Source organism: Rhodoflexus caldus (genome assembly GCF_021206925.1).
GTDB lineage: Bacteria > Bacteroidota > Bacteroidia > Cytophagales > Thermoflexibacteraceae > Rhodoflexus > Rhodoflexus caldus.
Window position 1 is genome coordinate 1 of record NZ_JAJPRF010000005.1, and the last position, 24,547, is coordinate 24,547.

Consider the following 24,547-nt stretch of genomic DNA (forward strand, 5'->3'; position numbering starts at 1 on the left):
CCCTGAAAAGTCTGTGTCATAAGTCAGCCGAAGGGCAAAACAGGCGCATCACGGTCAATCATCGGCTCAATGAGCTTCGGGCGCAGGCAAGAACATTACTTAACAGCCCCGAAGGCAAAGCCCACCGAAGTAAGCACCCCATAGAAGTAGAAGCCGTATTTGGTCAGTTGAAACGCAACAACGGTTTTACCCGATTCAGTATGCGGGGATTGGAAAAGGTGCGCCTGGAATTCCTGCTCATGGCACTTGGGCACAACCTGCGCAAAATGGTGGCAAAGGCCCGCCGTTTTTTTTATCATTTTTTAGCCCTATATCGCGCCTTGCGGAGGCTAACAACCCTGTTTTACAAGCCATGCTTGCCCATAAAGCACAACCAAACTCTGTTATTGGCTAGTACTTAATGAAAAAGGCCGCCCCTTTTCGGACGGCCTCTTTAAAATAACTGTTTTTCAATAATTTACATCACATGCCGCTTATACTTTTACATAATTACGACTAAGTCCGCGAGTATTACGCCAAGAGCACTGAGTGTTTTTATGATGAATCTTTTCTTTGTGTACACTGCGGTCAAACCTTTGCGCACTACACGGTAAAAAAGAACGTGTTAATCTGCTCACCTGCTTATTTCAGCATGTTGAAAAGCAGGGTCAGTTTGGTTTTGAGTTGCCTTCTGTCCACAATAAAATCAAGGAAGCCATGCTCTAACAGGAATTCGGCTGTTTGGAAGCCTTTGGGAAGGTCTTTACCGATTGTTTCGCGAATGACACGCGGCCCTGCAAAGCCAATTAATGCTCCCGGCTCGGCAATATTAAAGTCGCCCAGCATGGCAAAAGACGCAGAAACGCCGCCTGTGGTAGGGTCTGTCATCAGCGATACATAGGGCACACCCGCTTCGTGCAACAAGGCAAGTTTAGCGGAGGTTTTTGCCATTTGCATCAACGAAAATCCCGCTTCCATCATACGCGCACCGCCCGAACGGGAAATGACCACCAATGGCCACCTGTTTTCTAATGCCACATCGATGGCGCGGGCGATTTTTTCGCCTACTACCGAACCCATGGAGCCGCCAATGAATTCAAAATCCATACAGGCGACAACAATATTGACTCCGTTCATTTTGCCGTAGGCAGAGCGTGCGGCATCGTTAAGGCCGGTTTTGGCGCGGCTGTCTTGCAGACGTGAAACGTAGGACTTGGTGTCGGAGAAATTGAGCGGGTCGCCCGCAATCAGTTCCGGAGCAATTTCGGTGAACTCATTCCCGTCAAACAGGATTTCAAAATACTCACGCGAACCGATTTTAACATGATAACCGTCCTCGGGGCTGACATAACAGTTGTTTTTCAACTCTTTCATGTGGATAATTTTACCCGTAGGTGTTTTAAACCACAAACCGTTGGGCGCATCTTTCTTTTCTGCCGTAGGGGTTGTTATGTTTTTTTCGGAACGTTTAAACCAACTCATTTCTCTTCTCTGCTTGCTTTGTCTAAAAAATTAAATGGGGAATGGGATAAAAAACCTGTGGAGATGAAGCAACATCTCCACAGGCAAAATATTGTTAGGCAACAGTAATTTCAGGGGACAGATATACGTCCTGAACCGTATGCAACAGTTCCACACCTTCCGCAAACGGTCGCTGGAAGGCTTTGCGGCCCAAAATAAGCCCCATGCCGCCGGCGCGTTTGTTAATAACCGCCGTGCGTACAGATTCGGCCAAGTCGCTTGCACCGGCCGACTCGCCGCCGGAGTTAATCAAACCTGCACGACCCATGAAGCAGTTAGCCACCTGATAGCGACACAAGTCAATCGGATGGTCGGTGGTCAGCTCTGAGTACATTTTCGGATGCGATTTGCCGAAATTGAGCGCTTTAAAGCCGCCGTTATTCACAGGCAATTTTTGCTTGATGATGTCTGCCTGAATGGTAGCACCGATATGAGTAGCTTGCGAAGAAACGTCGGTGGCGTTATGATAATCCACGCCGTCTTTTTTGAATGCATTATTGCGAGTGTAGCACCACAAAATGGTAGCCATGCCGAGCTCATGAGCCATCTCGAAGGCTTCTGCCACTTCTACCAACTGACGGTTAGACTCTTCCGAGCCAAAATAGATGGTAGCGCCGACTGCCACAGCACCCAGATTCCATGCCTCTTTTACGCTGCCGAACATAATTTGGTCAAACTTATTAGGGTAGGTCAGTAATTCATTGTGATTAATTTTTACAATGAATGGGATTTTATGCGCATACTTGCGCGACATCATACCCAATACGCCAAAGGTTGTAGCCACACCGTTGCAACCCGCTTCAATTGCCAAGCGAATAATATTTTCGGGGTCAAAATAAATCGGGTTGGGGGCAAACGATGCACCGGCCGTATGCTCAATGCCTTGGTCTACCGGAAAGATGGAAAGGTAGCCGGTATTTGCCAATCGACCTGCGCCGAAAAGTTGGCCAAGGCTGCGCAAAACCTGCGGCGAACGGTTTGACTGACCAAAAACCTTATCTACAAACTGCGGATTAGGAAGTTGCAGATGTTCTTTGCTGATAGTTTTGCTTTCGTGGTTCAGCAATGAATCGGCTTCAGAGCCAAGCAGCGATACAAGTTTGTTGTAAGATGACATAGTTGATAGTGCGTGATGAAATCGTGCAAATTTATAGTTATTTTACACATATCCCGAAACTTTTGGACAAGTATTCACATCAACATTTTGCCGACAGCATAGATAGTAGTCGGATTTATCTGTACAAAAAGCCATATGAGCTTGCGGCTGTCAAAGGCACGGTTGGCGCCCATGTCGAGGATCACATAAGACCTGTCAAAAATTTTATTCAATTGGAAAAGTGCCTGTTTAATATCGCGATGATAGTAGCGGCGATGCGTTTCCAGAAAGTTATTGCCAATAACTGTTTTTGTTTTTGAATGTCGTATCAAAGAAGGGTTGGCATAAATCACCTCAAAAGTTTTTGACTGAATAATGGCAAAAAAATTTTCCGCATCATCAAAAAATGCGCGGATTTGCCAATCGTTTTCTTTGTTCACCTGCACCTCGCTGATGGCCAGCCAAAATGCGGCGTTCTTGCCTGCAACGGGTGGTAAAGGTCTGTAATAGCAGGCCACCGGCATCGGTTTGCCGTTGCGATGACTGAACATAATAAAATCCTTAACCTCCCGATTATCAAGCAGTTGTTGTTCGGTTGCTTTGTAGCGAAGCATCTGCGCCTCATAGGATATCCAACCTCTGTTTTGCCGCGATGCCATATTGAACTGTTCCATCGTATAACCCAAAGCAGCGGTAAAGGTAGGAGATACCCACTCCATAATGTAGTGCGTGCCGTGCATGTAACCTTTGCAGACAATAGTGGTCATAAAAACTTCCGTAATCTGATAGCGGGCTATCTCTTCGCTGAGTTTTTGTTGTGTGCGGATATAGGCCGTTACATCCCTGATAATGCCTATGCCGCCAACGATGCGGTCTTCTTCATCGTGTAATGGCCTGATATACAACTCGTTCCAATAATACTCTTTGTCGGGATAAATATATGTTTTGGCCGGAAACGAAAAGGAATCTCCTGCCAGAACGCGGTTTTTGTAAGAAGCATCGCGCTCAATATCAATCAAATGGGATATTTTATCAAAAATTTCGCTTGGCGTTTTGCCTATGCAAACATCCGCAGGAACGCCGGTGATTTGCTCCATCTTAGGATTCCATAAGATGTATTGCAGTTGTCTGTTAAATGCAAATATTCCATCCTGATGGCTGTCAATCAGGCTGCCCAACAGTAAATTTTTAATTGCCGGATGGCTGTTTTTGCTGCTGCCGTAGGCAATTGACAAAGGTTTTTGCGCATTATCGGGGCTTTCGGCAGCCTGCATTTGCAAACTTGCATTTTGCTCTTGGCGCAGTTCTGCCAATTTTTTTATTTTTTGCTGCAAGGCTGTATTTCTACCCCCGCGTTCGCCTTTTAAAACATGACGAACTTGCCTTTTGGTGCATCCGACAACATTTGCTATCATTTCAATATCTGATGCAGTAAGTTCTATCTGCATAAGCCATTCATTTGTTCCTATTTTGGGAACAAATAAAAAAAAGAAAAGGGGTTTAGAAAAATTTTTGCTCAAAATATTGCTCAAAATGTAAAATCATCTCAACTTAGTATCAAGAATGACGCTCATAAACCCCCAAATCCATGATTAATTTAGCAAACAACATCAAGTTCCTGAGAGACTTGAATAATTTGAGCCAATACGGCTTTGCCAAGTTGTTTAATCTGACAAGAGGTAAAGTTGCTTCTTACGAAGTCGGCACCGAACCTGCGTTGAAAACACTGGTGGCAATGGCTAAACATTTCAACCTAACTTTGGATGAGTTGATTACGGCAGACCTGAGCACAATGGCTCCGCGCCCAAGCGAAGCGCAACTCGCTCAGGAAAGACTGGCAGAAGAAACCAAGTGGGAACGTGTTACAGCCGAGCTCGAGTTGCTGCGCAAGGAAAATGCAGAACTCAAAAAAGACAAGGCGCATTTGCAGGCTTGGTTAGACCAAATTATGAAACGCGGTCTATAACCACTCCCAAGCACTTTTGTAGTAAGATTTCTCAATTGTAAAGTCAATTAACGACTGGTAGTAAGGATGATAGCTCAAAGTTGCGCTGTCGCCGATGATTACCAGTCGTTTTTTCGCGCGGGTGATGGCCACGTTGCTTCGCCTGAGGTCGTTTAAAAAGCCGATTTGCCCTTCGGCATTGGAGCGAACCAAGCTGATGTAAACCACCTCGCGCTCCTGCCCCTGAAAACTGTCAATTGTATTGACTTCTATGTTCGGATAATTGCTGCATTTATCGCGCAGCAGTTTTACCTGTGCCTGATACGGGCTGATAACCGCTACCGGACGCTGCAATAATTCTTGCTCCTGTAAAATAATTCTTAACAGCAAATCGGCTTCGGCTTCGTTGGATGTGCTGCCTGTGGCCTCATCGGTGTATTCCTCAAAACAGCAACCTGCCGTATCTATAAAAGTAAGCGGAGGCAGTTGCGGGTCTAACCACTCGCTGCCAATGCTATCGGCTGCCTGCAACTCGTTGTGATAGAACCAGCGCGAAGGGAACGCCATAATATCGGGATGCATACGGTATTGAACGGTAAGCATAACGCTCATCCGTTCCCCGTAATGACCGTTCATGCAGCGCTCCATCAGGCTGACAGCCAAGCCCTTACGCACAGCCTCTTCCGATTTGACGACTGCGGGCAGTTGGCAATGGTCGCCCGCCATCACTACGCGGTCGGCTTTGGCAATCGCTATCCATGCAGCGGGCTCGAGCGCCTGCGCGGCTTCGTCTATAAAAACTGTTTTAAAATGGTATTGCCTCAGCGAAGCGTGTGCAGCACCCGTAACCGTACTTACGACTGCCTGTGCTTTGGCAAATATGTCATTGATGATGTAATCCTCGGTTTTATTGGCCAGTTGCAAATAATCTTTGGCTTCGGCGCGCAGCAATTTGCGTTCTTCGCGAGCTTGCAGGTCAAAGTTGCGCTTAAATTTACCTGCCTGCAAAAACAGTTGCATAGCCGTGCGTCGCCATTGCAGCATCTGTTTATAGTCGGGGTGGCGTTCTATTTGCCCGTCGAGAGTAAGCGTCTGCAACTCCTCTCCTACCCTTGCAGGATTGCCTATCCGCACTACTCTCATGCCTTTGTGTGCCAATTTTTCTGCCAACAAGTCAGCGGCGGCATTGCTTGGCGCTGTTACCAACACGCGCTTTTCATGGGCAACGGTTTGGTGAATAATTTCTACCAGAGTGGTGGTTTTGCCCGTGCCCGGCGGCCCGTGCACAATGGCCACATCCTGCGCCCGATGTACTAACGCAAGCGCATCTAACTGCCGTTGGTTGAGCGACTGCGGTGCCGTTATGTGTTCGTTGGTTGTAAACGAAGGCGCGCTGTTACCTGCCAATATTTCGCGCAGCTCTGCCAAGCGGTTGCCGCGGGCTTCAATCACTGCCTGCAAGGCTTTTGTCATTTCCTGATATGTAGTTGCATCGTACATTAGGGTGATGCCCAACGATGTGCCCTCTGCCCATTCGGGGAGTTCCTCCTCGTCTAACACAACGGTTAGTTTATCCTGTGCGGCTTTGGTTACTACGCCGCGGGTGCGTTCGGTTATTTTGCCGTTTTCCCAAACGGCCAGTACTACCGCCGCATTGGGCTGAAATACCTGCGGCGCATCGGTAGCGGTGGTGCGGGCAACTTCTAACCGCAGGCGATTGCCCGTAGTTGTGTCGCTGCTTAGGATTTGCAGCGGATGCCATGTATAACCGCTTTTTCGCTGTTCGCCCAAGGGCACTTCCTCTATGCGCTGCTTAAATAATTGCTCTTCTGCCCTTTGCTCTAAGCCAATGAGGGCAAGCATCTGCTGCAAATGTGTCAGAGATTCGGACATACAGGGTGGAAATATTGTGCAATGTTACGCTTAATTCGGATGGAATTTAGCGCAAAATCATTTCCCGAGTTACCCATACCTGATTGATTGTAATTAATCGGTAACTTTGTAGTAAAATACGGTGCATCATGCCAACCATTCTTGATATAAAGCCTCTTTATCACAAAGCTGTTCAGGCGCTTTCCAATGTTGCCAACAGCACCTCACCTGATTTCAGGTTTGAGCAGGCAGAATACGACGAAAAGAAAAAGTTTTGGAAAATTGTTGTTTCATATTTGGAGCCAAATACAAATGTAAGCACTCAACCGCCGCACATGACTCCTTGGTACGATTTGCCCTATGAAAGAGTATATCGCGAGGTCTGGATAAATGACAAAGAAGAAATTGTCAAAGTTAAAATTTTCAATGCGCAGCGATGAAGTGGAAAATTCCTGATACCAATGCACTGGTTATCATGATAGTCGCTATGGTAGAACCTGGTTTAGTTAAATCGCACAAACGAACGGCATCGTATTTCCTTGAACAGGATGATGCTGAAAAACTAATTAAACGAGTAGAACTTGATAAACTTTTGCTTCTGCCCAATATTTTAACAGAGGTTGATAATCTTTTATGCGGCACATTCCATGACAAGTATCAACCAAAGTATTTGAGCATTTTGGAAATACTCACTCAAAAAGCAAAGGAAGAATACATTCCGTCTAAGCAGGCAGTCAAAGCCGGATGGGTATTTAGCAAACTTGGTATCACAGATACGCTTATTATCAATTTAGCCTTACACTATCGGAAGGGAAAACTGTTAGATTATGTGATTACAGGTGATTCAAAATTGTCAGATTATCTCAGAGGGTACAATATTCCCACTTACGATATTAAAGCAGAGCTCAACAAAAAGCTGTAAACAACGAAATATTTCATGCCAACACCACCACCCGATTTTGATAAAAGCAATGGCCTGCTGCCTGCAATTGTGCAAGATGCTGTAACGGGCAAAGTACTGATGCTGGGCTACATGAATGCCGAAGCCTACCAGAAAACAATCTCCGAACGAGTTGTAACTTTTTTCAGCCGTTCCAAAAATCGTCTTTGGACAAAAGGCGAAACTTCCGGTCATTTTTTACATGTTACCGATGTGCTGGTTGATTGCGACCGCGATACGGTGCTTGTCAAAGCACGTCCACAGGGGCCTACCTGCCATACAGGTGCAGATACCTGCTTTGACGAAAGCAACGCAAGCAACGTACTCTTTATTGAACACTTGAAGCAGGTGATCAAAAGTCGCAAAAACGCCTCGCCCGAAAGTTCTTATACGGCCAAACTTTTTGCCAAAGGAATTAACAAAATTGCGCAGAAAGTAGGCGAAGAGGCCGTAGAGTTAGTCATTGAAGCAAAAGACGATAACAAAGAACTGTTTTTAGGAGAAGCCGCTGACCTGCTGTTCCATTATTTAGTACTACTGGAAGCAAAATCTATTGACCTGAATGAGGTGATAGACGTACTCCGCCGGAGACACAAGTAACATTTGTGCGTTTTCATAGCAACCATTGTCCGCCGATGAACAGGCTCATCGGTGGATTTTTATTTTTAACCAATACAAAGTATTGAAAATCAATAACTTGCTAAACATGGCATCTCGTTGGCACAAGCAGAGGTATCAAGTTAATCATCGTATTTAAACTTAAACTTTGTTTCAGCCATGAAAAAATCGTTCATAAAATCCGCTTTTGTTGCGATTGCCGCAACTTTTGTTGCCACCGCCTCTTTTGCTGTCGAGCCTCCTTCGGTGAAGGCACTCGAAAAGTTTGCTTACAGTGCCTATGTGCCTCAGGGACAGAAAAAAATCCGCATGGCATTTGAAAACAGCACGGGTGAAGCCATCAGCGTGCGAATCTATGACCAAAGCAATCAATTGGTGTACTCCGAAAAACTGAAAAACATTCAGCAGATGCGCCGCGACTACGTCTTTGCGGATGACCTTGCCGCTGGGGTTTACCGCGTGGACTTGCGTGCAGGAGAATTTAGCGGCAGCAGTACGCTGGGGGTAGGCACAGCTGCCTATAAAAAGTTTTCGGCCTACGTATCACCGCAAATTATCAACGGCACGGTTAAGATTGCTTACGAAGGCAACAGCGAAGGCGTATATCTGAGCATTACCGATGCTAACAGCGCTGTGATTTATTCGGAACAAACAGGCAACCAAAGCAACTTTGCTCGTCGCTACAACCTGAGCCAATTGCCCAAAGGTAAGTACAAGTTGCTGGTTTTACACGGCAACGAAAGTATTGAGCAAACCTACGAAGTAAAGTAATCGGTATTTATAAGGGTAAAAATCAGCCGCTCGCTCCTCAACGGAAGAGCGGCTGTTGTATTTCCGCGACTACTATTTCTTTATTTCGGGTTTCAGGTCGCGGAAAGAGGATGTTACCAATTTGGCCAGTCCTTTGCCCTTTTCGCCAAATGCCACTACGCCACGGCTTTTTTCGGACGGAAAAACAACGTTGCTGATGGTATAACGCCCGTCTTGGGCAAACACCTCTACGGTATTGCGGTCAAACAATACGCGCAATTTGAGGTTTTCGCCGTTCGTATCAATCGCCACACTGTCCAAAACAGTAAACTTCGGGCTGAATGATACATCGCCCGACTTGCTGCGGTCTAAATAGAGCATCCTACGGGCTGCATCGTAGCGAATCACCGTTTCTTCCGTATCGCTTTTGAAAATTTTAAAACCGAAAACCGCATCGTTGGCAAATTCAAAAGTACCTTCAATGTCGTAGAGGTCTCCGCCTTTGTCCTGATTGCCGACTACCAACTCGCCTGCGCGTTGGAGTTCAATATTCAGATGGCGCGTGCTTGACTTGGCCATGTCATTAACCATTTCCACGGGTTGTTGCAGCAAACGGTAGCCTTCCGGTTCTTTGCGCAAATACAACATGCGCGGAATAGCCATTCCGTTACGCCAAGGGTGCGTAGGCACCTGATTGGCATATGCCCAGTTGCTTATCCAACCCAACAATACGCGGCGGTCGTTAGGTATATGGTTGAACGTAACGGCAGCAAAATAATCGCGGCCATAGTCTAAATACAGTGGCTTGTTGGCAGGGTTATCGTTCTTGAATCGCTTGCCGTCAAACTCACCGATGAAGTATTGCATCCCCTGAAAGCCGGGATAAGGCCCTTCGGCAGAAATAAGCAGTACCCATTTTTGCTTGCCGGGCTCGTTTTCCACAGGCAAAGAGAACAGGTCGGGGCACTCCCAAGGGATGGCCACATTCCCTTCCGGGCCAAACTCGCTCAGCAACTCCCAGTTTTTCAGGTTGGCAGAGCCGTAAAACTGCGTTTTGTGTTCATTGGGCAGATTGACCGCCATAATCCATTTTTTGCTTTCCTCGTGCCAGAAAACCTTGGGGTCGCGAAAATCTTTTTTGCCTAAATCTATGACAGGATTTTTGTCATACTTTGTCCATGTCCGCCCTTTGTCGGTGCTGTATGCCATGTGCTGCGTTTGCAGATACACATCGGGGTTTTTAGGGTCTAAAATGCGGTGAGCGGTGTAAAATGCCACAAAAGCATTTTCGCCAAATCCCGCAGTGTTGTTTTTATCTACAACGGCACTGCCGGAGAAAATCATGGCAGTATCCTCTGCAATTGCGATGGGCAGTTCTTCCCAATGCAGCAGATCGCGGCTGACGGCATGACCCCAGTGCATATGCCCCCATACTTTATCAAAAGGATTGTGCTGGAAGAAAAGATGAAATTCGCCGTCGTGGTACAATAGCCCGTTAGGGTCGTTTGTCCAGAATTTCCGCGGCGTAAAATGGAATTGCGGACGCAAATGCACCGTTATACTGTCAGTAAGTTGGCTGATTTGCTTCCCTTCTTTGGCGGCAGGATTGCAGGCTGCCACCGCTGCAAGGGTCAATAGGCCAAGCAAATGTGATTTTATCTTCATTGTGCAGTGGTTGAGTTAATTTTCGTGCGTAAAAGTACCCAATTGCCTACTTTTTTGCCTTGTTCGGCGCTTCGCTTGAGCGTGTTCCGGTAGTGAATCCCGCCGTACAGTCGGCTGATGGAGCACTCCTCGGCGGCCTGCCTGAATGAGCTGAAACTTCTTACCGAACGGCCATAAGGCACTTCCGTACTGTCATTGAAGGCAAAATTATCACCGTAAAGGGCGGTCATCACTTCGGCAGAGGCAGAGGAAATTACGCTGTGCCCGCTGGTATATTCGGGGAAAGGAGGGGTTTGCAAAAACGGCTCCCATGTTTCGTCTATGTATTTGTTGATGACGGCAATCGGGCGCGGCATATTGCTGTAAAACTTTTCTTCCCAGCAGGAAATAAAACCATCAAACAAAGCAATGCTGACCATGGCGAAACTTTGAGCAGTGCGGGCAGCATCGGCGTTGGTATTGCGGGCTATTTGCGAAGCAATCATCATCCAGTGCCCGCCGGGGGTCATTTTCTTGGAATTGAAAACTACATGCCCTTTGTGGTGCGATACAAAAGGGTTGTCATCCCAAAAGAAGGCAATTTCCTGCTGTTCTTTGGTCAGTTGCCTGTTCACATCAAATACATCCTGCACTTCTTTGAAGTACGGGCTGTCTTTTTTGTTGGAATAAGGAATCGGGCGCGGCGGTTTGAACTGTGCGGCAGAGTCCAGCGCCAACGTTGCAATGGTGCGCCAATAAGGCTCCAAAGCATCGGCGTAATCGGGCGGCGTAGGATTCCACACATCTTCCCGACGAGTTACATTGTATCGCTCATAGCCCCGCGACTCTTTGTAGTTGTCTTTGGCGGCGCGGGCAAGAACAGCTTTACCCACAGCCTCGCCAAATTCGGTCGCCTTTGCAATGGTTTCCTTGGGCATACCGCTTTTTTCTACAGCAGCCATCACTTCCTTTTCGCAGCGGTTGAGCGAATCGTGAGAAAACGTAACTTTTCTTGCCACGGTAAACATGGCTTTGAAACCTGCCAATGCTGCCGCCTTGCTGATGTCGGTTGAAGGAACGGGCATGGGGTCAAACCCGCGCAGACGGGCAGTAAGCGAAGGATATTTTGCCGTATCTGCCCAACGGGTGGCTTCATAGGCTGCCAGTGCGGTATAAGCATATATCCGACTGGCGACCGGCGGCGAAAAGATGTCGTAAATAACCACATCGGTAACTTCCTGCAAACCTTTGTGCAGTAACACGGGTGAATCGGCAGCAATGGGTTGCACATTGGCAGAGGATGCCTCCTGCGTGTCTTTCTGTGTGCTGCTACATGCTTGCAAACCTGCCAACAGCCCCGACAGGCTGCACAGGAGTAAACAGAAACGAAGAGAAATTGTCATTGTTGTTGCGGTAAAAAGTTGATTTTTTTCACAGATGCACCTTGCCACACAGAGCGGCTGCTTTGCGAAAGAAACGACGAGCCGATGTACAATTCATGGCGACGGGTTTTGCCGTTAGCAAGCGTCAGCAAAGCCGCATGGGCGCGGGCAGGCGGCACCTCCTTGCGGCGATTGACACGGCTGCGGAAGGTGAGCAGGGTATTGCGGTTGCGGCTTGCCACATACAGCGGCTGGCCGTTTGCCCCGCTGATTTGTACCAATGCCTTCGCATCTTCGGGAACGAACCAGCCGCTCTGCGCGAAATTGGCGGCTTCAAATTCCCCGTTGCCTTTGCCTTTCAACAGCAAGCCGTAAGAAGCATCCTGTCTGCCTGTCATCACCTCGGTGCCATAATCATTGCCTACAAGTAAAACATCCAAATTGCCGTCGTCGTCCACATCATCGGCTAATATGCCGAAAACAGGGCTGTACTGGGCTTCCAACGGCAGTTGCCTGGTTTCAAACTGCCCGTTGCCTTTATTTTCAACATAGGCCGATGCCAAAAAGTTGGCCGTATGTACGGTTGCCATTTTCAGCGTATCTGCACCCAACGACTCGGCCATGCCTGCCGAAGCAAAGGCTTTGTAGCTGGTAAATCGGGCTTTGATGGAAATCATTTGTTTCATCATGTCGTCTCGGCCAAAAAACGGAAACTCGCGAAGCACACCGGCATCGTCGGGAAAATAGGCGGTCGGAATGGCATCGTAGCTGCCGTTTTTGTCAAAATCGGCGGAGTAGAGCCGCACGGGGCGCTCGGCAGTAGGACGAAACAGGCTGTTCAACCCGAAATTACCCGCGATGTAGTCAATATCGCCGTCGTTGTCAAAGTCAGCACCTGCAAGACTGTTCCACCAGCCTGTGAGTTGGTCTAAGCCGTTGCCGCTTTGTCGGGTCAGTTTGCCCTTGTCGTTGCGGAACAGTGTCAGCGGCATCCACTCGCCCGCCAGCAACAAGTCATGGTCGCCGTCATTGTCAAAATCTGTCCACAGCGCATCGCAAATCATGCCTATGTCTATCAGTTCGGGGGCTGCTTGGGCAGTAACATCGGTGAATTTTACCACACCGCTTTGCGTGTCGTTGCGGAGCAAAAAACTGCTCACCGGTTTGGGATAAAACTGCGGGAAGTTGCGTCCGCCGACAAATAAGTCAAGGTCGCCGTCGCTGTCAAAATCAGCAGCCTTCACGCATGATTTGCTGACCAGCAATTCGGGAATGGCCTGTGGCTGCAAAATAAACCTGCCTTTTTCGTTCAGATAGAATCGGTCGCGGTAAGCACCTGTTCCCTGCGGTTGCTCATTGCTGCCGCTGGCGATGTAAAGGTCATCGTCGCCGTCGCTGTCGGCATCAAAAAAGAGTACGCCCATATCTTCGTAAATTTTAGCGCTGCTGTCCGCATCGGCAATCAGGTCTTGCATCTGAAATTTGCCGTCAGGTTTTTGTATAAAAAATCGTCCTTTGCGCTGATTACTGCCGCCAATGAAGAGGTCTTCCAAACCGTCGCCGTTTGCATCGGCAACTGCCAGTGCGGGGCCGTATTGCGACAACTTGTGCGGCAATAGTTTTTGCAAATTGAAGTCCACATAATCCAGTTCATCGTGGCGGTATTGGATGGCCTCATCGCCGCCGAGTGCCTGAAACAAGGGCTGTTCAACCGCTGTATCGGCAGGTGCAATCGGTGCACCTGCTTTGGCGTATTCTGCCATAATCACCTGATTAACAGATACATATTTCAAAATTTCGGTTTTGCCGTCCGGCCAGATGATGCGCACCTCATCCACCTTTTGCGCAGCCCCCAAACCGAAATGGGCCACATTTTCCATAGTAGAGAGATAGCCGCGATACAGGCTGTTTTCATGTATTTGCTTTTCGCCGTTGCCATAGCGCAACTCAACAATGGTTCCCACACCCATCGGATTTCTATCCGTGCCTTTAAAGCGGATGCGGAGATAATTGCGGTCGGTGCGTTTCTGCTCGGTCAGGTTATTGCGGTACACATGGGCAGAATCATCAATATTATTGACAATGTAATCCAAATCGCCGTCGTTGTCCAAGTCGGCATAGGCTGCACCGTTGGAAAAGCTCGGCTGCTCTATTCCCCACTCTTCCATCACTTTTTCAAACAGGCCGTTGCCTTTATTGCGGAAAGCATAGTTTTTCAGTTTCACGCGCGGAATTTCTTCCAGCAACATGTCTTTGGGCGCATAAATGGCCATTGCTGCGCGGTAGGCGGCAAAGTCGCGGTCGGTGATGTCTTTCGGGAAACCGTTGGTAACTATTAGGTCGCGGAGGCCGTCGCCGTCAAAATCTGCCACCAACGGCGTCCAACTCCAATCGGTTTCCGCAATGCCCGCCAGCATGGAGATATCAGAGAAAACGGGCAGCGAGGTACCCGGCCTGTTGCCGCGATTCAGTTGCAGCGTATTGCGCACAAACTGGTACTGATAGCCGAATTGGTCATTGTTGATGTAGTGATAATAATTGGCAGGCGCAAGCATCTGCTTTTTTCGCCGGTTGTCTTCGGGCAGCATATCCAGCGCAACAATATCGGCAAGACCGTCATTGTTCATGTCGGCCACTTCGTTGCCCATGGCCGAGTAGCAGGTGTGCATAAACATTTCGGGTGCATGGTCGGTAAACGTACCGTTGCGGTTGTTGATGTAAAAAATGTCGTTGGTCAGGTAGTCGTTGGTGATGTAAATATCCTTCCAGCCGTCGCGGTTGATGTCGCAAATATTGACACCCAAGCCAAAACCCTCAATGGTAATGCCTGCCTGTTTGGATACATCGGTGAAGCGGGCATGGCCGAGCGCACTGTCGTAGTCGTTGCGGTAGAGCCGGTCGGTAATAGCAGCGCTGCCGTCGGTAATTTTTTTGCGGTACTTGTTGGGGTAAGTGGTTTGCGACATCTCATTGACCAGAATATACAGGTCTAAATCACCATCGTTATCGTAATCAAAAAAAGCAGCGTTGGTAGTATGTGTGGTATCAGCAATACCATATTCGGCAGCCATTTCCCTGAAAACGGGTACGCCGTCTTTAATGCCTTGATTTACAAACAGTTGATTAGCTCTCTTGGCAGGTTCGGGGTGTGCGGTTGCGCATACGTACAAATCGGGCAGTCCATCGGTGTTGATATCTACCACAGCCACACCCGATGACCAGCGGTCGGCAGCCGCTACGCCCGCGCGGTCGGTGATGTCTTCAAACTGCCATTCGCCTTTGTTCAGGTACAACTGATTGGCCACCATATTGCCCGTAAAGTACACATCCTGCAAACCGTCGTTGTTGAAATCGGCAATGGCAACGCCGCCGCCGTTGTAGATGTATTCAAAGTCCAGGATGTTCATGGTGTCGGTTTCCGTAATTCGGTTGGAAAAACGGATGCCCGAATCTCCCGCAGGAACAGCCGTAAACTGTTTGTCGTAGCGGTTGCAAGCCGTCAATACCCATATAAGAGCGGCATAAGCCGACCATCTGTAAATCAGGTTCATAGGCAATCAAGTGTCTTCATTTGGCGGTAAAATAGAAAAATTTTTGTCATCTGCAAGAATGGCCGAAAGGAGTAAGGTTTTATACTGGCAGATAACCGGCCTTACTCAAAAACTTTCAGTCTTTCTTTCCGTGGAAATTAAAGTTAGTAATCCAAATGATTTGAGCAAGGTTTAAGAACCTGAGGTCTTTGTGGCGGTTTCGCACCAAAGTTTGCAACATGTAGCCCAATTCTATGCGCCCCATTTTACCTGTCTCATAGCCTAATCCTGCATAAGCCCAATCTTCACTGTACGCAGCAATTTTTGCCCCTGTCAGACTAAGAAAAAATTCATTGTATGCAATCAGATAAAATTCATGTTTATCCAAATTGCGCCCTTGCAGCGGCAAATTAAAGCCTATTTGGTATCTGGTACGAGTAGAAAAAGGATATAAGCCTGTCTGCTTGTCTTCTGTAAACCTCTCTTCTAATCGCAATCTATTGGTTATTCTGCTTTTTGAGGCAGGCAGAGAAAAAAATACTTGTTGCCAAAGCCGATGTTCATTCACAAAATTTTCATTGAAAGGATTATTGCGTTGATAGGTATAGCTTCCCGCAAGTTGTACGTTAGACGATAATAAGTAAACAATGCTCGGCTGTATATAGAGTTGTAAATCGGTAGCAGGATATTCAACACCACCTATATTTTCGTAAAAGGCATCAATTGTTGTTGAAGCAAAAAAATTGTAATTCCATTTTGGACATATCCTGCCTGTTTGGTTGATGGTAGGAAGAAAGCCATAGAAAGTAAGATTTTGAGCGTAGGCGATACGATACATTATCAGCAACCCAACTACCAATATCGTTCTGACTCTCATAGGAGATACACAAAGATTTTGCCTTACCAAACGTGCCGTTACATATTGGATAATACGACAAATGCGGGCAAAACGATATGTTAAAAAATGTTTGGCAGTTTTTTGAATAGTTACGTTGCGGATAAACAATTGAGCCAATAAAAATCGGCACGTATGATATTGATTGGCTACTTTCAAAACAAACGCCGACTCATAATTTTAAACCGACAACAAAAGAGAACAAAGGCAAGCTACTGAAAAGCCTGTTATCGCAGTTCATAATATCTCTTTCGCTTTAATTAGTCGGCTTTTTTGCTTTGTAGCATAGACATTATCTCAAAAATTCCGCAAAAAAACCCGTAATTAACAGCCGGATTGAAATGTTACACGCAAATGAAAACACTACATTACTACCTGAGGCTGCTCATGCTTCTGCTGATAGCAGGCGGCAGCTTGAATGTTTGGGCACAGCGCAGCAACCGTTCCGCAGAAGCGGCAACAACAGCCGCCGGCTACTCTCTGCCCGAAAAATTTGTTTACTGGCGCAGTATCGGGCCTTTTCGCGGTGGGCGCTCCTGCGCCGTAACGGGTGTAAACGGCCAGCCGAATTTGTTTTACATGGGTGCTACCGGCGGCGGCGTATGGAAAACCACTGACGGCGGCAACAGTTGGACAAACATTTCCGACGGATTTTTTGGCGGCTCTATCGGTGCTATTGCGGTGGCAGAATCTGACCCGAACGTGATTTACGTAGGCGGTGGCGAAAAAACCGTGCGCGGCAACGTATCTCACGGCTACGGCATGTGGAAAAGCATGGACGCAGGCAAAACATGGCAGTCCATCGGCTTGGAAGACAGCCGACACATCGGGCGAATCCGCGTACATCCTAAAAACCCCGATTTGGTGTATGTGGCAGTGATGGGGCATCTGTTCGGCCCGCATGAGCAGCGCGGCGTTTACCGCAGCAAAGACGGCGGCAAAACGTGGGAGCGCATCCTGTTTGCCAACAATCAGGCAGGCGCGGTGGACTTGATTTTAGACCCTAACAATCCGCGAGTGATTTACGCCAGCACATGGCGCGTAATCCGCACACCTTACAGCTTAGAAAGCGGCGGCGAAGGCTCTGCCCTCTGGAAAAGCACTGACGGCGGCGATACTTGGAAAAATATTTCGGGCAGTAAAGGCCTGCCCAAAGGCACACTGGGCATTATCGGGGTTACGGTTTCTCCGAAAAACTCCAACCGCGTATGGGCGCTCATAGAGGCAGCCGACGGTGGTGTTTTCCGCTCCGACGACGGCGGCGAAACATGGATGAAAACCAATGAAGACCGTGCCCTGCGCCAGCGTGCATGGTACTATACCCGCATTTATGCCGATACGCAAAACGAAGACATGGTATATGTGCTGAACGTGAGCTATCACCGCAGCAAAGACGGCGGACGCACCTTCCAATCGTTCAACGCTCCCCACGGCGACCACCACGACCTCTGGATTTCATCTGTCAATAACCAAAGCATGATTATTGGCGATGATGGCGGCGCACAGGTGAGCCAAGACGGCGGCACCAACTGGACGACCTACCACAACCAACCGACTGCACAGTTCTACCGCGTTGTAACCGATAACCACTTCCCTTACCGCATCTATGTTGCACAGCAGGACAACTCTACGCTGCGCATTGCGCATCGCAGCTTTGGCAACGGCGGCATCACCGAAAAAGACTGGGAAGAAACCGCAGGCGGCGAAAGCGGACACATTGCCGTTAATCCGCAAAACAATGACATCGTGTTTGGCGGCTCTTATGGCGGCTTTTTGGAGCGCTTAGACCACAGCACGGGCGAATCGCGCAATGTGAACGTGTACCCCGAAAACCCCATGGGCAGCGGCGCAGAAGGCATGAAATACCGCTTCCAGTGGAACTTCCCGATTTTCTACTCCCCGCATGACCCCAATACGCTCTATGCGGCAGGCAACCACCTGTTCAAAACCACTAACGAAGGTCAAAGTTGGCAGATGATTAGTCCTGACCTGACACGCAACGTAGCCGACCGAATGAAGGCATCAGGCGGGCCTATCACCAAAGACAACACAGGCGTAGAATACTACTGCACCATCTTTGCCGCCTGTGAGTCGCCTTATGAAAAAGACCTGCTCTGGGCAGGCAGCGACGACGGCCTGATTCACCTCAGCCGCGACGGTGGCAAAAACTGGGAAAACGTAACGCCCCCCGCCTCCATTATGCCCGAATGGATGATGATTAATAGCATTGAGCCGCACCCTTTTGTGAAAGGCGGTGCTTATGTGGCAGGCACGCGCTACAAAATGGATGACTTTCAGCCCTACCTGTTCGTAACCACCGACTACGGTAAAACCTGGAAAAAAATTACCAACGGCATCAAAAAAGACCACTTCACCCGCGTGCTGCGTGCCGACCCCGTGCGCAAGGGCTTGCTCTTTGCCGGAACGGAAAGCGGCATCTACATTTCTTTTGATGACGGCGCCAACTGGCAAAGTCTGCAATTCAACCTGCCCATCGTACCCATTACCGACCTGACCATCAAAGACGGCGACCTGATTGCAGCTACGCAAGGCCGCAGCCTCTGGCTCATTGACGACCTGACACCACTCCGCAACTGGCAACCTGCCACTGCCCAAAAATCGTTTGAGTTGTATCAGCCGCGCCCTGCCTACCGCGTAGGTGGCGGCAACGGCGGCAGAGACCCCAAACTGCACGGCGAAAACCTGAACAGCGGCGTCATGGTGCAGTTTTTCCTGAAAAATGCGCCCGATTCGGCCAATGTGGTAACGCTGGAATTTATGGACAAAGACCAAAAACTGATTAAGCGCTATGCAAGCAATGCCAAAGAACGCCGCGAGCAATTAGAGGCACAAGCAGGCGGCAACCGTTTCTTCTGGAACATGCGCTACCCCGATGCCGAAGGTTTTGACGGGCTGATTTTGTGGGGTGGCGGCTTGCAAGGGCCGCTGGCTGTCCCCGGCAACTACTTTGTCAAACTGAAAGTCGGTAAAGATTCTGCCGTGCAGGCGTTTGAAATCCGCAAAGACCCGCGCTCCAAAGCCACACAGGAAGATTTGCAGGCACAGTTTACTTTCCTCACCGAAGTGCGCGACAAACTGACCGAAACGCACAAAGCCATTAAGAACATCCGCGCCATGCGTGAGCAACTCAATGCCTACACCAAACGCTTAGACAGAACCAAAGACAAAGATTTGCTTGACCAAATCGGCCGCACACAGAAGCAAATGACCGAAATAGAGGAAGCTCTTTATCAAACCAAAAACCGCAGCGGACAAGACCCGCTCAACTTCCCGATTCGCCTCAATAACAAACTGAGCGATTTGGCAGGGGTAGTAGGTTCGGGCAACTTCCGCCCCACCGACCAAGCGATAACGGTTAAAAATGACATCACAGCCAAAATTGATGCGGAACTGGCAAAACTGAAAGCCATTTTCAGCAATGAGTTGCCTAAGCTCAATGAGGCCATCAAAGCGAAAAATCTGGATGCCATTGTGCTGCCGTAACAGGCACGCAGAAGAGAAGTACCCCCCCTGACAGGCTTTGAAAACTGTCAGGGGGTTTGTATATCAATTCATCCTATTCCCTACACATACTTGCGCACATCATCTGCCGTAATTTCTGTGCCGCTCATAATTACCAAGCGTTCAATCACGTTGCGCAATTCGCGGATGTTGCCCGTCCATTCGTAGCTTTTAAGAACTTCCATTGCTTCGGGAGTGATGGTCTTTTTGGCTGCGCCGTAGTCATCGGCGATGTCCTGCAAAAAGTGCTCGGCCAGCAAGGGGATGTCCTCCTTGCGGTCTTTCAGCGGCGGCACGTGAATCACAATTACGCTGAGGCGATGGTACAAGTCTTCACGGAAACGCCCCTGTTTAATTTCCTCTTTCAAATCTTTGTTGGTTGCGGCCAGCACCCGCACGTTCACTTTGATTTCCTTGTCGCCACCGACACGGGATATTTTGTTTTCCTGCAAAGCGCGCAGCACTTTTGCCTGTGCCGAAAGGCTCATATCGCCGATTTCGTCAAGGAACAGCGTGCCGCCGTTGGCCAATTCAAACTTGCCGATGCGTTGCTTCACGGCAGAAGTAAAAGAGCCTTTTTCGTGGCCAAACAACTCACTTTCAATCAGTTCTGATGGAATGGCGGCGCAGTTTACCTCTACCAGCGGGCCTTCGGCGCGGTTGCTGAGGGCATGTATGGCCTTTGCAACCAATTCTTTGCCCGAACCGTTGGAGCCTGTAATCAGTACGCGGGCATCGGTAGGTGCTACTTTGGCAATCATCTCTTTCACATGGCGCAGCGCCTCCGACTCTCCAATCATCTGGCTGCCTTTATTGATAATTTTTTTGCGCAATACGCGGGTTTCCTCTACCAGCGAAGATTTATCCAACGCATTGCGGAGCGTTACCAACAGACGGTTCAAATCGGGCGGTTTGGAAATAAAATCGTAAGCACCTTTTTTGGTAGCCTCCACGGCGGTTTCAATAGAGCCGTGTGCCGAAATCATGATAAATTGTGTATTCTTGCCTAATTCCATTGCTTTTTCCAGCACCTCAATACCATCCATTTTAGGCATTTTTATATCGCAAAGGCAGATGTCAAAATCTTGGGCTTTGAGCTTTTCCAGCCCTTCTTCACCGTCTTTGGCTTCATCTACCTCATATTTTTCATATTCCAGAATCTCCCGCAGCGAATAGCGGATGCTTTTTTCATCGTCAATAATCAGAACCTTTGGCATATCGGAGTGGTTGTTAGTGTACTTGCTGCATTAAAACAGAAATTTGCGGCGATTTTATGAATTTTGCAAACAAGCAACCGTTTGTTCTTATGGAGATAACAAGCCCTTCAAACGATATTATCATCAACCGCGTAGCCAACAGCGGCCTGATTACCATAGATTTAGAAGATTTCTACCACCCGGGCGAGCGCGTTGTATATGACCTAAAGCAGAATCTGTTTGAGGAGTTGCTGCTGCGCGAAAAAGACTTTCGCGAGTTCCTGAAAACGCACGACTGGACGCAATATGCGGGCAAAAATGTAGCCGTAACCTGTACGGCAGATGCCATCGTACCCTCGTGGGCTTACATGCTGCTGGCGGTACACTTGGCACCACATGCGCACATGGTGGTTTTTGGAACACTTGATGACTTAGAAGATGCGCTTTTCCGCGATGCACTGGCAGCCATCAACCCCGAGGACTACCGCGAGGCCAAAGTAGTGGTGAAAGGATGCAGCAAATATCCCGTGCCGCTTTCCGCCTATGTAGAAATTAGCCGCAAGTTGCAGCCCGTTGTTGCCTCATTGATGTACGGCGAACCATGCAGCACCGTGCCCATCTACAAACGCAAAAAATCGTAAAGTAAACACATCAGGGCGTCCCATCCGAAATGCAGGTTTTCGGGCTCACTTATCTCCCGCAGGATTTTCAGCCGAGCGGAAAATCAGCACATAGCCTTCGGGGTCGGTTATCACAAACTCCTGCGCACCGAAAAAAGTAACGGTTAAGTTGCTGATAACTTCTGCCCGCCCTTTTATCCGTTCGTAAAACCGATTGATGGCGGATGTTTCTATGATGAGCGCCGAACCTTTGCCGGCTTTCCACGCTTTGAGTTGCGGATATTTGTCTTTCAGGTAACTTTCCAACTGAAATGCCAGCAATACACTCCCCGATTTGAGCAAAACGTAGGAGAGCTCGTCGCTTTGCCGTACCGATTGCAGCACCTCAAATCCCAATACTCGGCTGTAAAAATCAACTGTTTGTGCCAAATTTTTGACCGTCAGTTGAGGTATCATACCGCTTGCCACAGGCGCGGGCGCATCGCAACAAACGCTTTTTTCCTGCCCCATTGCGTCAAAAAAAGTTAAAAAACACAGGATAAGTATGCTGATTGACTGCTTCATCGCTCTACATGCTTCATGTACAAGTGGCAATGTAGTAGATTTACCCTGAAATCAATCCTTCACACCATGAAAAACACAGTTGTATTTTTCTTTCTGTGCCTGCTGATGAGCTTTGCTGCTCAGGCACAAGACAAGCAACCTGCAAGCCCTGCGGCTTCGGTATCCGAAAAAGTCGGCAATGCAATAATTACGATTAATTATTCTCAGCCTTCCGTGAAAGGTCGCAAAATTTGGGGCGGACTCGTGCCATACGGGCAAGTGTGGCGCACGGGAGCCAACAAGGCCACAACCTTTGAAGTAAGCCAAGACGTTACCATTGAAGGTAAGAAATTAGCCAAAGGCAAGTATGCCCTGTTTACCATCCCCGGCGAAAATGAGTGGACAATCATTTTCAACAGCAAACACGACCAATGGGGTGCTTACGACTACAAAGAAGCCGAAGACGTGCTGCGCGTAAAAGTAAAACCTGCCACTGCCGATGAGCATTTTGAGGCCATGACTTTTGACATTAATAAAGACGGCGTTGTCAGCCTGTTGTGGGAAAAAATGCGGGTAAGTTTTCAGGTAAAATAAGCCTTTGCCGATTGCTTAAAAACGGGCACTGCCGATATGTTCGCAGTGTCCGTTTTAATTTTCAAGGGAATTGGTTGCATCAACAATTTTGTGGATAATTTTATCTAACTCTTGCGCCGCAACGTTCAGATAATTGACATACAGCCGTTTGTCTGCTTCTGTTTGATTGGGGTAGTTGTTCAGCAAGTCGCATAGCCCCAAAATATTGGCAACGGGGCGGCGCAAATCGTGCGACTGTTGCCAAGCGATGTCTTGCAGGATTTTGTTCTGTTGAATAATGGTATCCTGATGTTGTTTCTGCTCGGTTACGTCTTGTAAAATCACAATGGCATATCGCCGATTATTGGAGGTGAAAGAGTTCAGGCTTGCATCAATCACGATTTCTCGGCCGTCTTTGGTGAGCGCTGCCAAAAATCTGCCCATGCGGATGGATTTGCCGCCTTCTTCCATGTACCTCCTGTGCAACTGATTGTGGCCGCTCCTGAACCTTTCGGGAATCAGGAAATCAATGGCTCTGTCCAGCACTTCGTCTGCCTCGTAGCCGAAAACTTTTTCAAATTCGCTGTTTACATATTGGATAGTAATGTTTTCATCCACAATCAGCAGCGGATGAGGAATGGCCTCAATGGTTTTTTGCAGTTGTTGGCGACTTTCTGCCAAATTACACTCCCGTTCTTTCCGCTCGGTAACATCCTGTACGTTATGCGCAATGCCTATGACATGCCGTTGCTCATCATAAACAGGCAGCAGAGAAAATCGCCACCACTTAGGCCCGTCCGTTCGTTCCAGCACGATACTTTCGCCCTGCAATACGCGGTGGTAAAAGTTTTTGAACTCCTCTCTGTATTCGGGCAATACATAGTCCAGCGAATAATCACCTGCTTGGGCAGCTTTGCCGAAAACCTCTTGGGTAACTTGTTGTGCCACATGGTTATTGTAGCGAATCGTTAGTTCGGTATCAATAAAAGTACTTGCTTCGGTAGTGCTGTTGTAGATTGCCCGCAGCATAAACTCCTGCTGCTCCAATTGGCGAATGTTTTTCTTTTCCTGCGTAATATCCCTGAAAAATACGGTCAAACCTTCGGTAGAAGGGTAAACAATGGCACTGAACCACTTGTCTAAATCGGGACGGTAATCCTCAAAAGTGGTGCTGATACCGTCTTGCATGGCTTTGCGAAACTGTGTGGGATAGTTGTAATCGGGGGTATCGGGAAACAAATCCCACAAGCATTTGCCCAGTAACTTTTCGCGCGGTATGCCCAAGATTTTTTCAGCCACTTTGTTGATGCGTGTAAATCGCCATTGATTGTCTAACTGATAGAAGCCGTCCGTGATTTCTTCAATAATGGTATCTACTTTTTGTGCAAATGCTTTGGCCTGTCGGCTTGCTCTTTCGGTTTCGGTGATGTCATAGCCTAAACAGAGGATGCCTACGGGCACATTCTCTTTGTTTCTAAAAACGGAAAATTCCCACGATGTCCAATAAAAATCGGTCTGCGAAGTATCGGGCTTGCGCAAATCTACCTTGACAATTTTTTCGGGATTAGCCAAGCATTGCTCTACGGCTTTGGCACAAACAGCGTGGTCTTCGGGATAGATGGCAATAAAAGCAGGCTTCCCGATAAAATTTTCTGTGATAAACGAAAAACGCTTCCTGAAAACCTCGTTCACAAAAATATAATTCCCCTCTAAGTCTGTGATAATCAGGGAGTAAGTTTCCGAACTTTTCAAACAGTGCGGCAACAGTGCGGCTATATCATCCTCGCTCATGAGGCCAAAAAGTTAAGCAGGTTGTATAAGGGTTGATAGCTTCTGTTCAAATGTACTTATTTTCGGCAAAAAGAAACAACAGGCAATCGCATTTTTACTTGCGAAGACTGCCTGTTGTAATGGTTGAATC

General features: G+C 48.1%; 20 protein-coding genes. 9 read left to right on the forward strand and 11 right to left on the reverse strand.

Going from position 1 to position 24,547, the window contains the following annotated elements; genetic code table 11:
* Positions 1–401: transposase (locus NDK19_RS07695; RefSeq protein ID WP_250631289.1), on the forward strand; the 401-nt coding region annotated here is incomplete at its 5' end.
* A gap of 220 nt (positions 402–621) precedes the next feature.
* On the opposite strand, the gene accD is transcribed toward NDK19_RS07695, so the two are convergent.
* From accD to NDK19_RS07710, 3 genes are all read right to left on the reverse strand, one after another.
* A complete protein-coding gene (accD, locus tag NDK19_RS07700) occupies positions 622–1,461 on the reverse strand; it encodes an acetyl-CoA carboxylase, carboxyltransferase subunit beta (protein ID WP_250631290.1) in 840 nt (279 codons plus the stop codon).
* A gap of 94 nt (positions 1,462–1,555) precedes the next feature.
* A complete protein-coding gene (locus tag NDK19_RS07705; RefSeq protein ID WP_250631291.1) occupies positions 1,556–2,617 on the reverse strand; it encodes a class I fructose-bisphosphate aldolase in 1,062 nt (353 codons plus the stop codon).
* Positions 2,618–2,691: 74 nt separating this feature from the next.
* Positions 2,692–4,044 carry a PAS domain-containing protein gene (locus tag NDK19_RS07710; RefSeq protein ID WP_250631292.1) on the reverse strand — a complete coding sequence of 451 codons (1,353 nt, stop codon included), beginning with the start codon at positions 4,042–4,044 and terminating at the stop codon, positions 2,692–2,694.
* A 140-nt stretch (positions 4,045–4,184) separates the two neighbouring features.
* On the opposite strand from NDK19_RS07710, the gene NDK19_RS07715 reads away from it, so the two are divergent.
* Entirely contained in the window at positions 4,185–4,562 is a 378-nt protein-coding gene (locus NDK19_RS07715; protein WP_250631293.1) for a helix-turn-helix domain-containing protein, read from the forward strand.
* Here the strand turns inward: NDK19_RS07715 and NDK19_RS07720 are convergent.
* Positions 4,557–6,434: an AAA domain-containing protein gene (locus NDK19_RS07720; protein ID WP_250631294.1), complete on the reverse strand. Its 1,878-nt coding sequence runs from the start codon at positions 6,432–6,434 to the stop codon at positions 4,557–4,559. The two genes, NDK19_RS07715 and NDK19_RS07720, sit on opposite strands and share 6 nt — an antisense overlap.
* 128 nt (positions 6,435–6,562) lie before the next feature.
* On the opposite strand from NDK19_RS07720, the gene NDK19_RS07725 reads away from it, so the two are divergent.
* The 4 genes from NDK19_RS07725 (at position 6,563) to NDK19_RS07740 (ending at position 8,742) form a co-directional block, all read left to right on the forward strand.
* Positions 6,563–6,853 (forward strand): hypothetical protein, encoded by a 291-nt coding sequence (locus NDK19_RS07725; RefSeq protein WP_250631295.1) that lies wholly within the window; start codon positions 6,563–6,565, stop codon positions 6,851–6,853.
* Entirely contained in the window at positions 6,850–7,335 is a 486-nt protein-coding gene (locus NDK19_RS07730) for a PIN domain-containing protein (protein ID WP_250631296.1), read from the forward strand. The genes NDK19_RS07725 and NDK19_RS07730 overlap by 4 nt, the downstream gene beginning before the upstream one ends.
* Before the next feature lie 15 nt (positions 7,336–7,350).
* Positions 7,351–7,953: a bifunctional phosphoribosyl-AMP cyclohydrolase/phosphoribosyl-ATP diphosphatase HisIE gene (gene hisIE, locus NDK19_RS07735; protein ID WP_250631297.1), complete on the forward strand. Its 603-nt coding sequence runs from the start codon at positions 7,351–7,353 to the stop codon at positions 7,951–7,953.
* 177 nt (positions 7,954–8,130) lie between these two features.
* Positions 8,131–8,742 (forward strand): hypothetical protein, encoded by a 612-nt coding sequence (locus NDK19_RS07740; protein ID WP_250631298.1) that lies wholly within the window; start codon positions 8,131–8,133, stop codon positions 8,740–8,742.
* 72 nt (positions 8,743–8,814) lie between these two features.
* On the opposite strand, the gene NDK19_RS07745 is transcribed toward NDK19_RS07740, so the two are convergent.
* The 4 genes from NDK19_RS07745 to NDK19_RS07760 all read right to left on the reverse strand — a co-directional run bounded on the left by NDK19_RS07745 (position 8,815) and on the right by NDK19_RS07760 (position 16,154).
* On the reverse strand, positions 8,815–10,386 hold the full coding sequence (locus NDK19_RS07745; protein WP_250631299.1) for a glycoside hydrolase family 32 protein: 1,572 nt from the start codon (positions 10,384–10,386) through the stop codon (positions 8,815–8,817).
* Positions 10,383–11,768 carry a vanadium-dependent haloperoxidase gene (locus NDK19_RS07750; RefSeq protein WP_250631300.1) on the reverse strand — a complete coding sequence of 462 codons (1,386 nt, stop codon included), beginning with the start codon at positions 11,766–11,768 and terminating at the stop codon, positions 10,383–10,385. The genes NDK19_RS07745 and NDK19_RS07750 overlap by 4 nt, the downstream gene beginning before the upstream one ends.
* On the reverse strand, positions 11,765–15,298 hold the full coding sequence (locus tag NDK19_RS07755; protein ID WP_250631301.1) for a VCBS repeat-containing protein: 3,534 nt from the start codon (positions 15,296–15,298) through the stop codon (positions 11,765–11,767). Before NDK19_RS07755 ends, NDK19_RS07750 begins: the two co-directional genes overlap by 4 nt.
* A gap of 115 nt (positions 15,299–15,413) precedes the next feature.
* Positions 15,414–16,154: a DUF2490 domain-containing protein gene (locus NDK19_RS07760; protein ID WP_250631302.1), complete on the reverse strand. Its 741-nt coding sequence runs from the start codon at positions 16,152–16,154 to the stop codon at positions 15,414–15,416.
* 372 nt (positions 16,155–16,526) lie between these two features.
* Between NDK19_RS07760 and NDK19_RS07765 the strand changes: the two genes are divergently transcribed.
* Positions 16,527–19,676 (forward strand): WD40/YVTN/BNR-like repeat-containing protein, encoded by a 3,150-nt coding sequence (locus NDK19_RS07765; RefSeq protein ID WP_250631303.1) that lies wholly within the window; start codon positions 16,527–16,529, stop codon positions 19,674–19,676.
* An 80-nt stretch (positions 19,677–19,756) separates the two neighbouring features.
* On the opposite strand, the gene NDK19_RS07770 is transcribed toward NDK19_RS07765, so the two are convergent.
* A complete protein-coding gene (locus NDK19_RS07770; RefSeq protein ID WP_250631304.1) occupies positions 19,757–20,911 on the reverse strand; it encodes a sigma-54-dependent transcriptional regulator in 1,155 nt (384 codons plus the stop codon).
* 89 nt (positions 20,912–21,000) lie between these two features.
* Between NDK19_RS07770 and NDK19_RS07775 the strand changes: the two genes are divergently transcribed.
* Positions 21,001–21,531 (forward strand): DUF2480 family protein, encoded by a 531-nt coding sequence (locus tag NDK19_RS07775; protein WP_250631305.1) that lies wholly within the window; start codon positions 21,001–21,003, stop codon positions 21,529–21,531.
* A gap of 45 nt (positions 21,532–21,576) precedes the next feature.
* On the opposite strand, the gene NDK19_RS07780 is transcribed toward NDK19_RS07775, so the two are convergent.
* Entirely contained in the window at positions 21,577–22,074 is a 498-nt protein-coding gene (locus NDK19_RS07780; RefSeq protein WP_250631306.1) for a VOC family protein, read from the reverse strand.
* Positions 22,075–22,140: 66 nt separating this feature from the next.
* Between NDK19_RS07780 and NDK19_RS07785 the strand changes: the two genes are divergently transcribed.
* Positions 22,141–22,647: a DUF2911 domain-containing protein gene (locus NDK19_RS07785; RefSeq protein ID WP_250631307.1), complete on the forward strand. Its 507-nt coding sequence runs from the start codon at positions 22,141–22,143 to the stop codon at positions 22,645–22,647.
* 54 nt (positions 22,648–22,701) lie between these two features.
* Here NDK19_RS07785 and NDK19_RS07790 read toward each other — a convergent pair whose 3' ends face one another.
* A complete protein-coding gene (locus NDK19_RS07790) occupies positions 22,702–24,417 on the reverse strand; it encodes a PAS domain-containing protein (RefSeq protein WP_250631308.1) in 1,716 nt (571 codons plus the stop codon).
* Between the last annotated feature and the right edge of the window lie 130 nt (positions 24,418–24,547).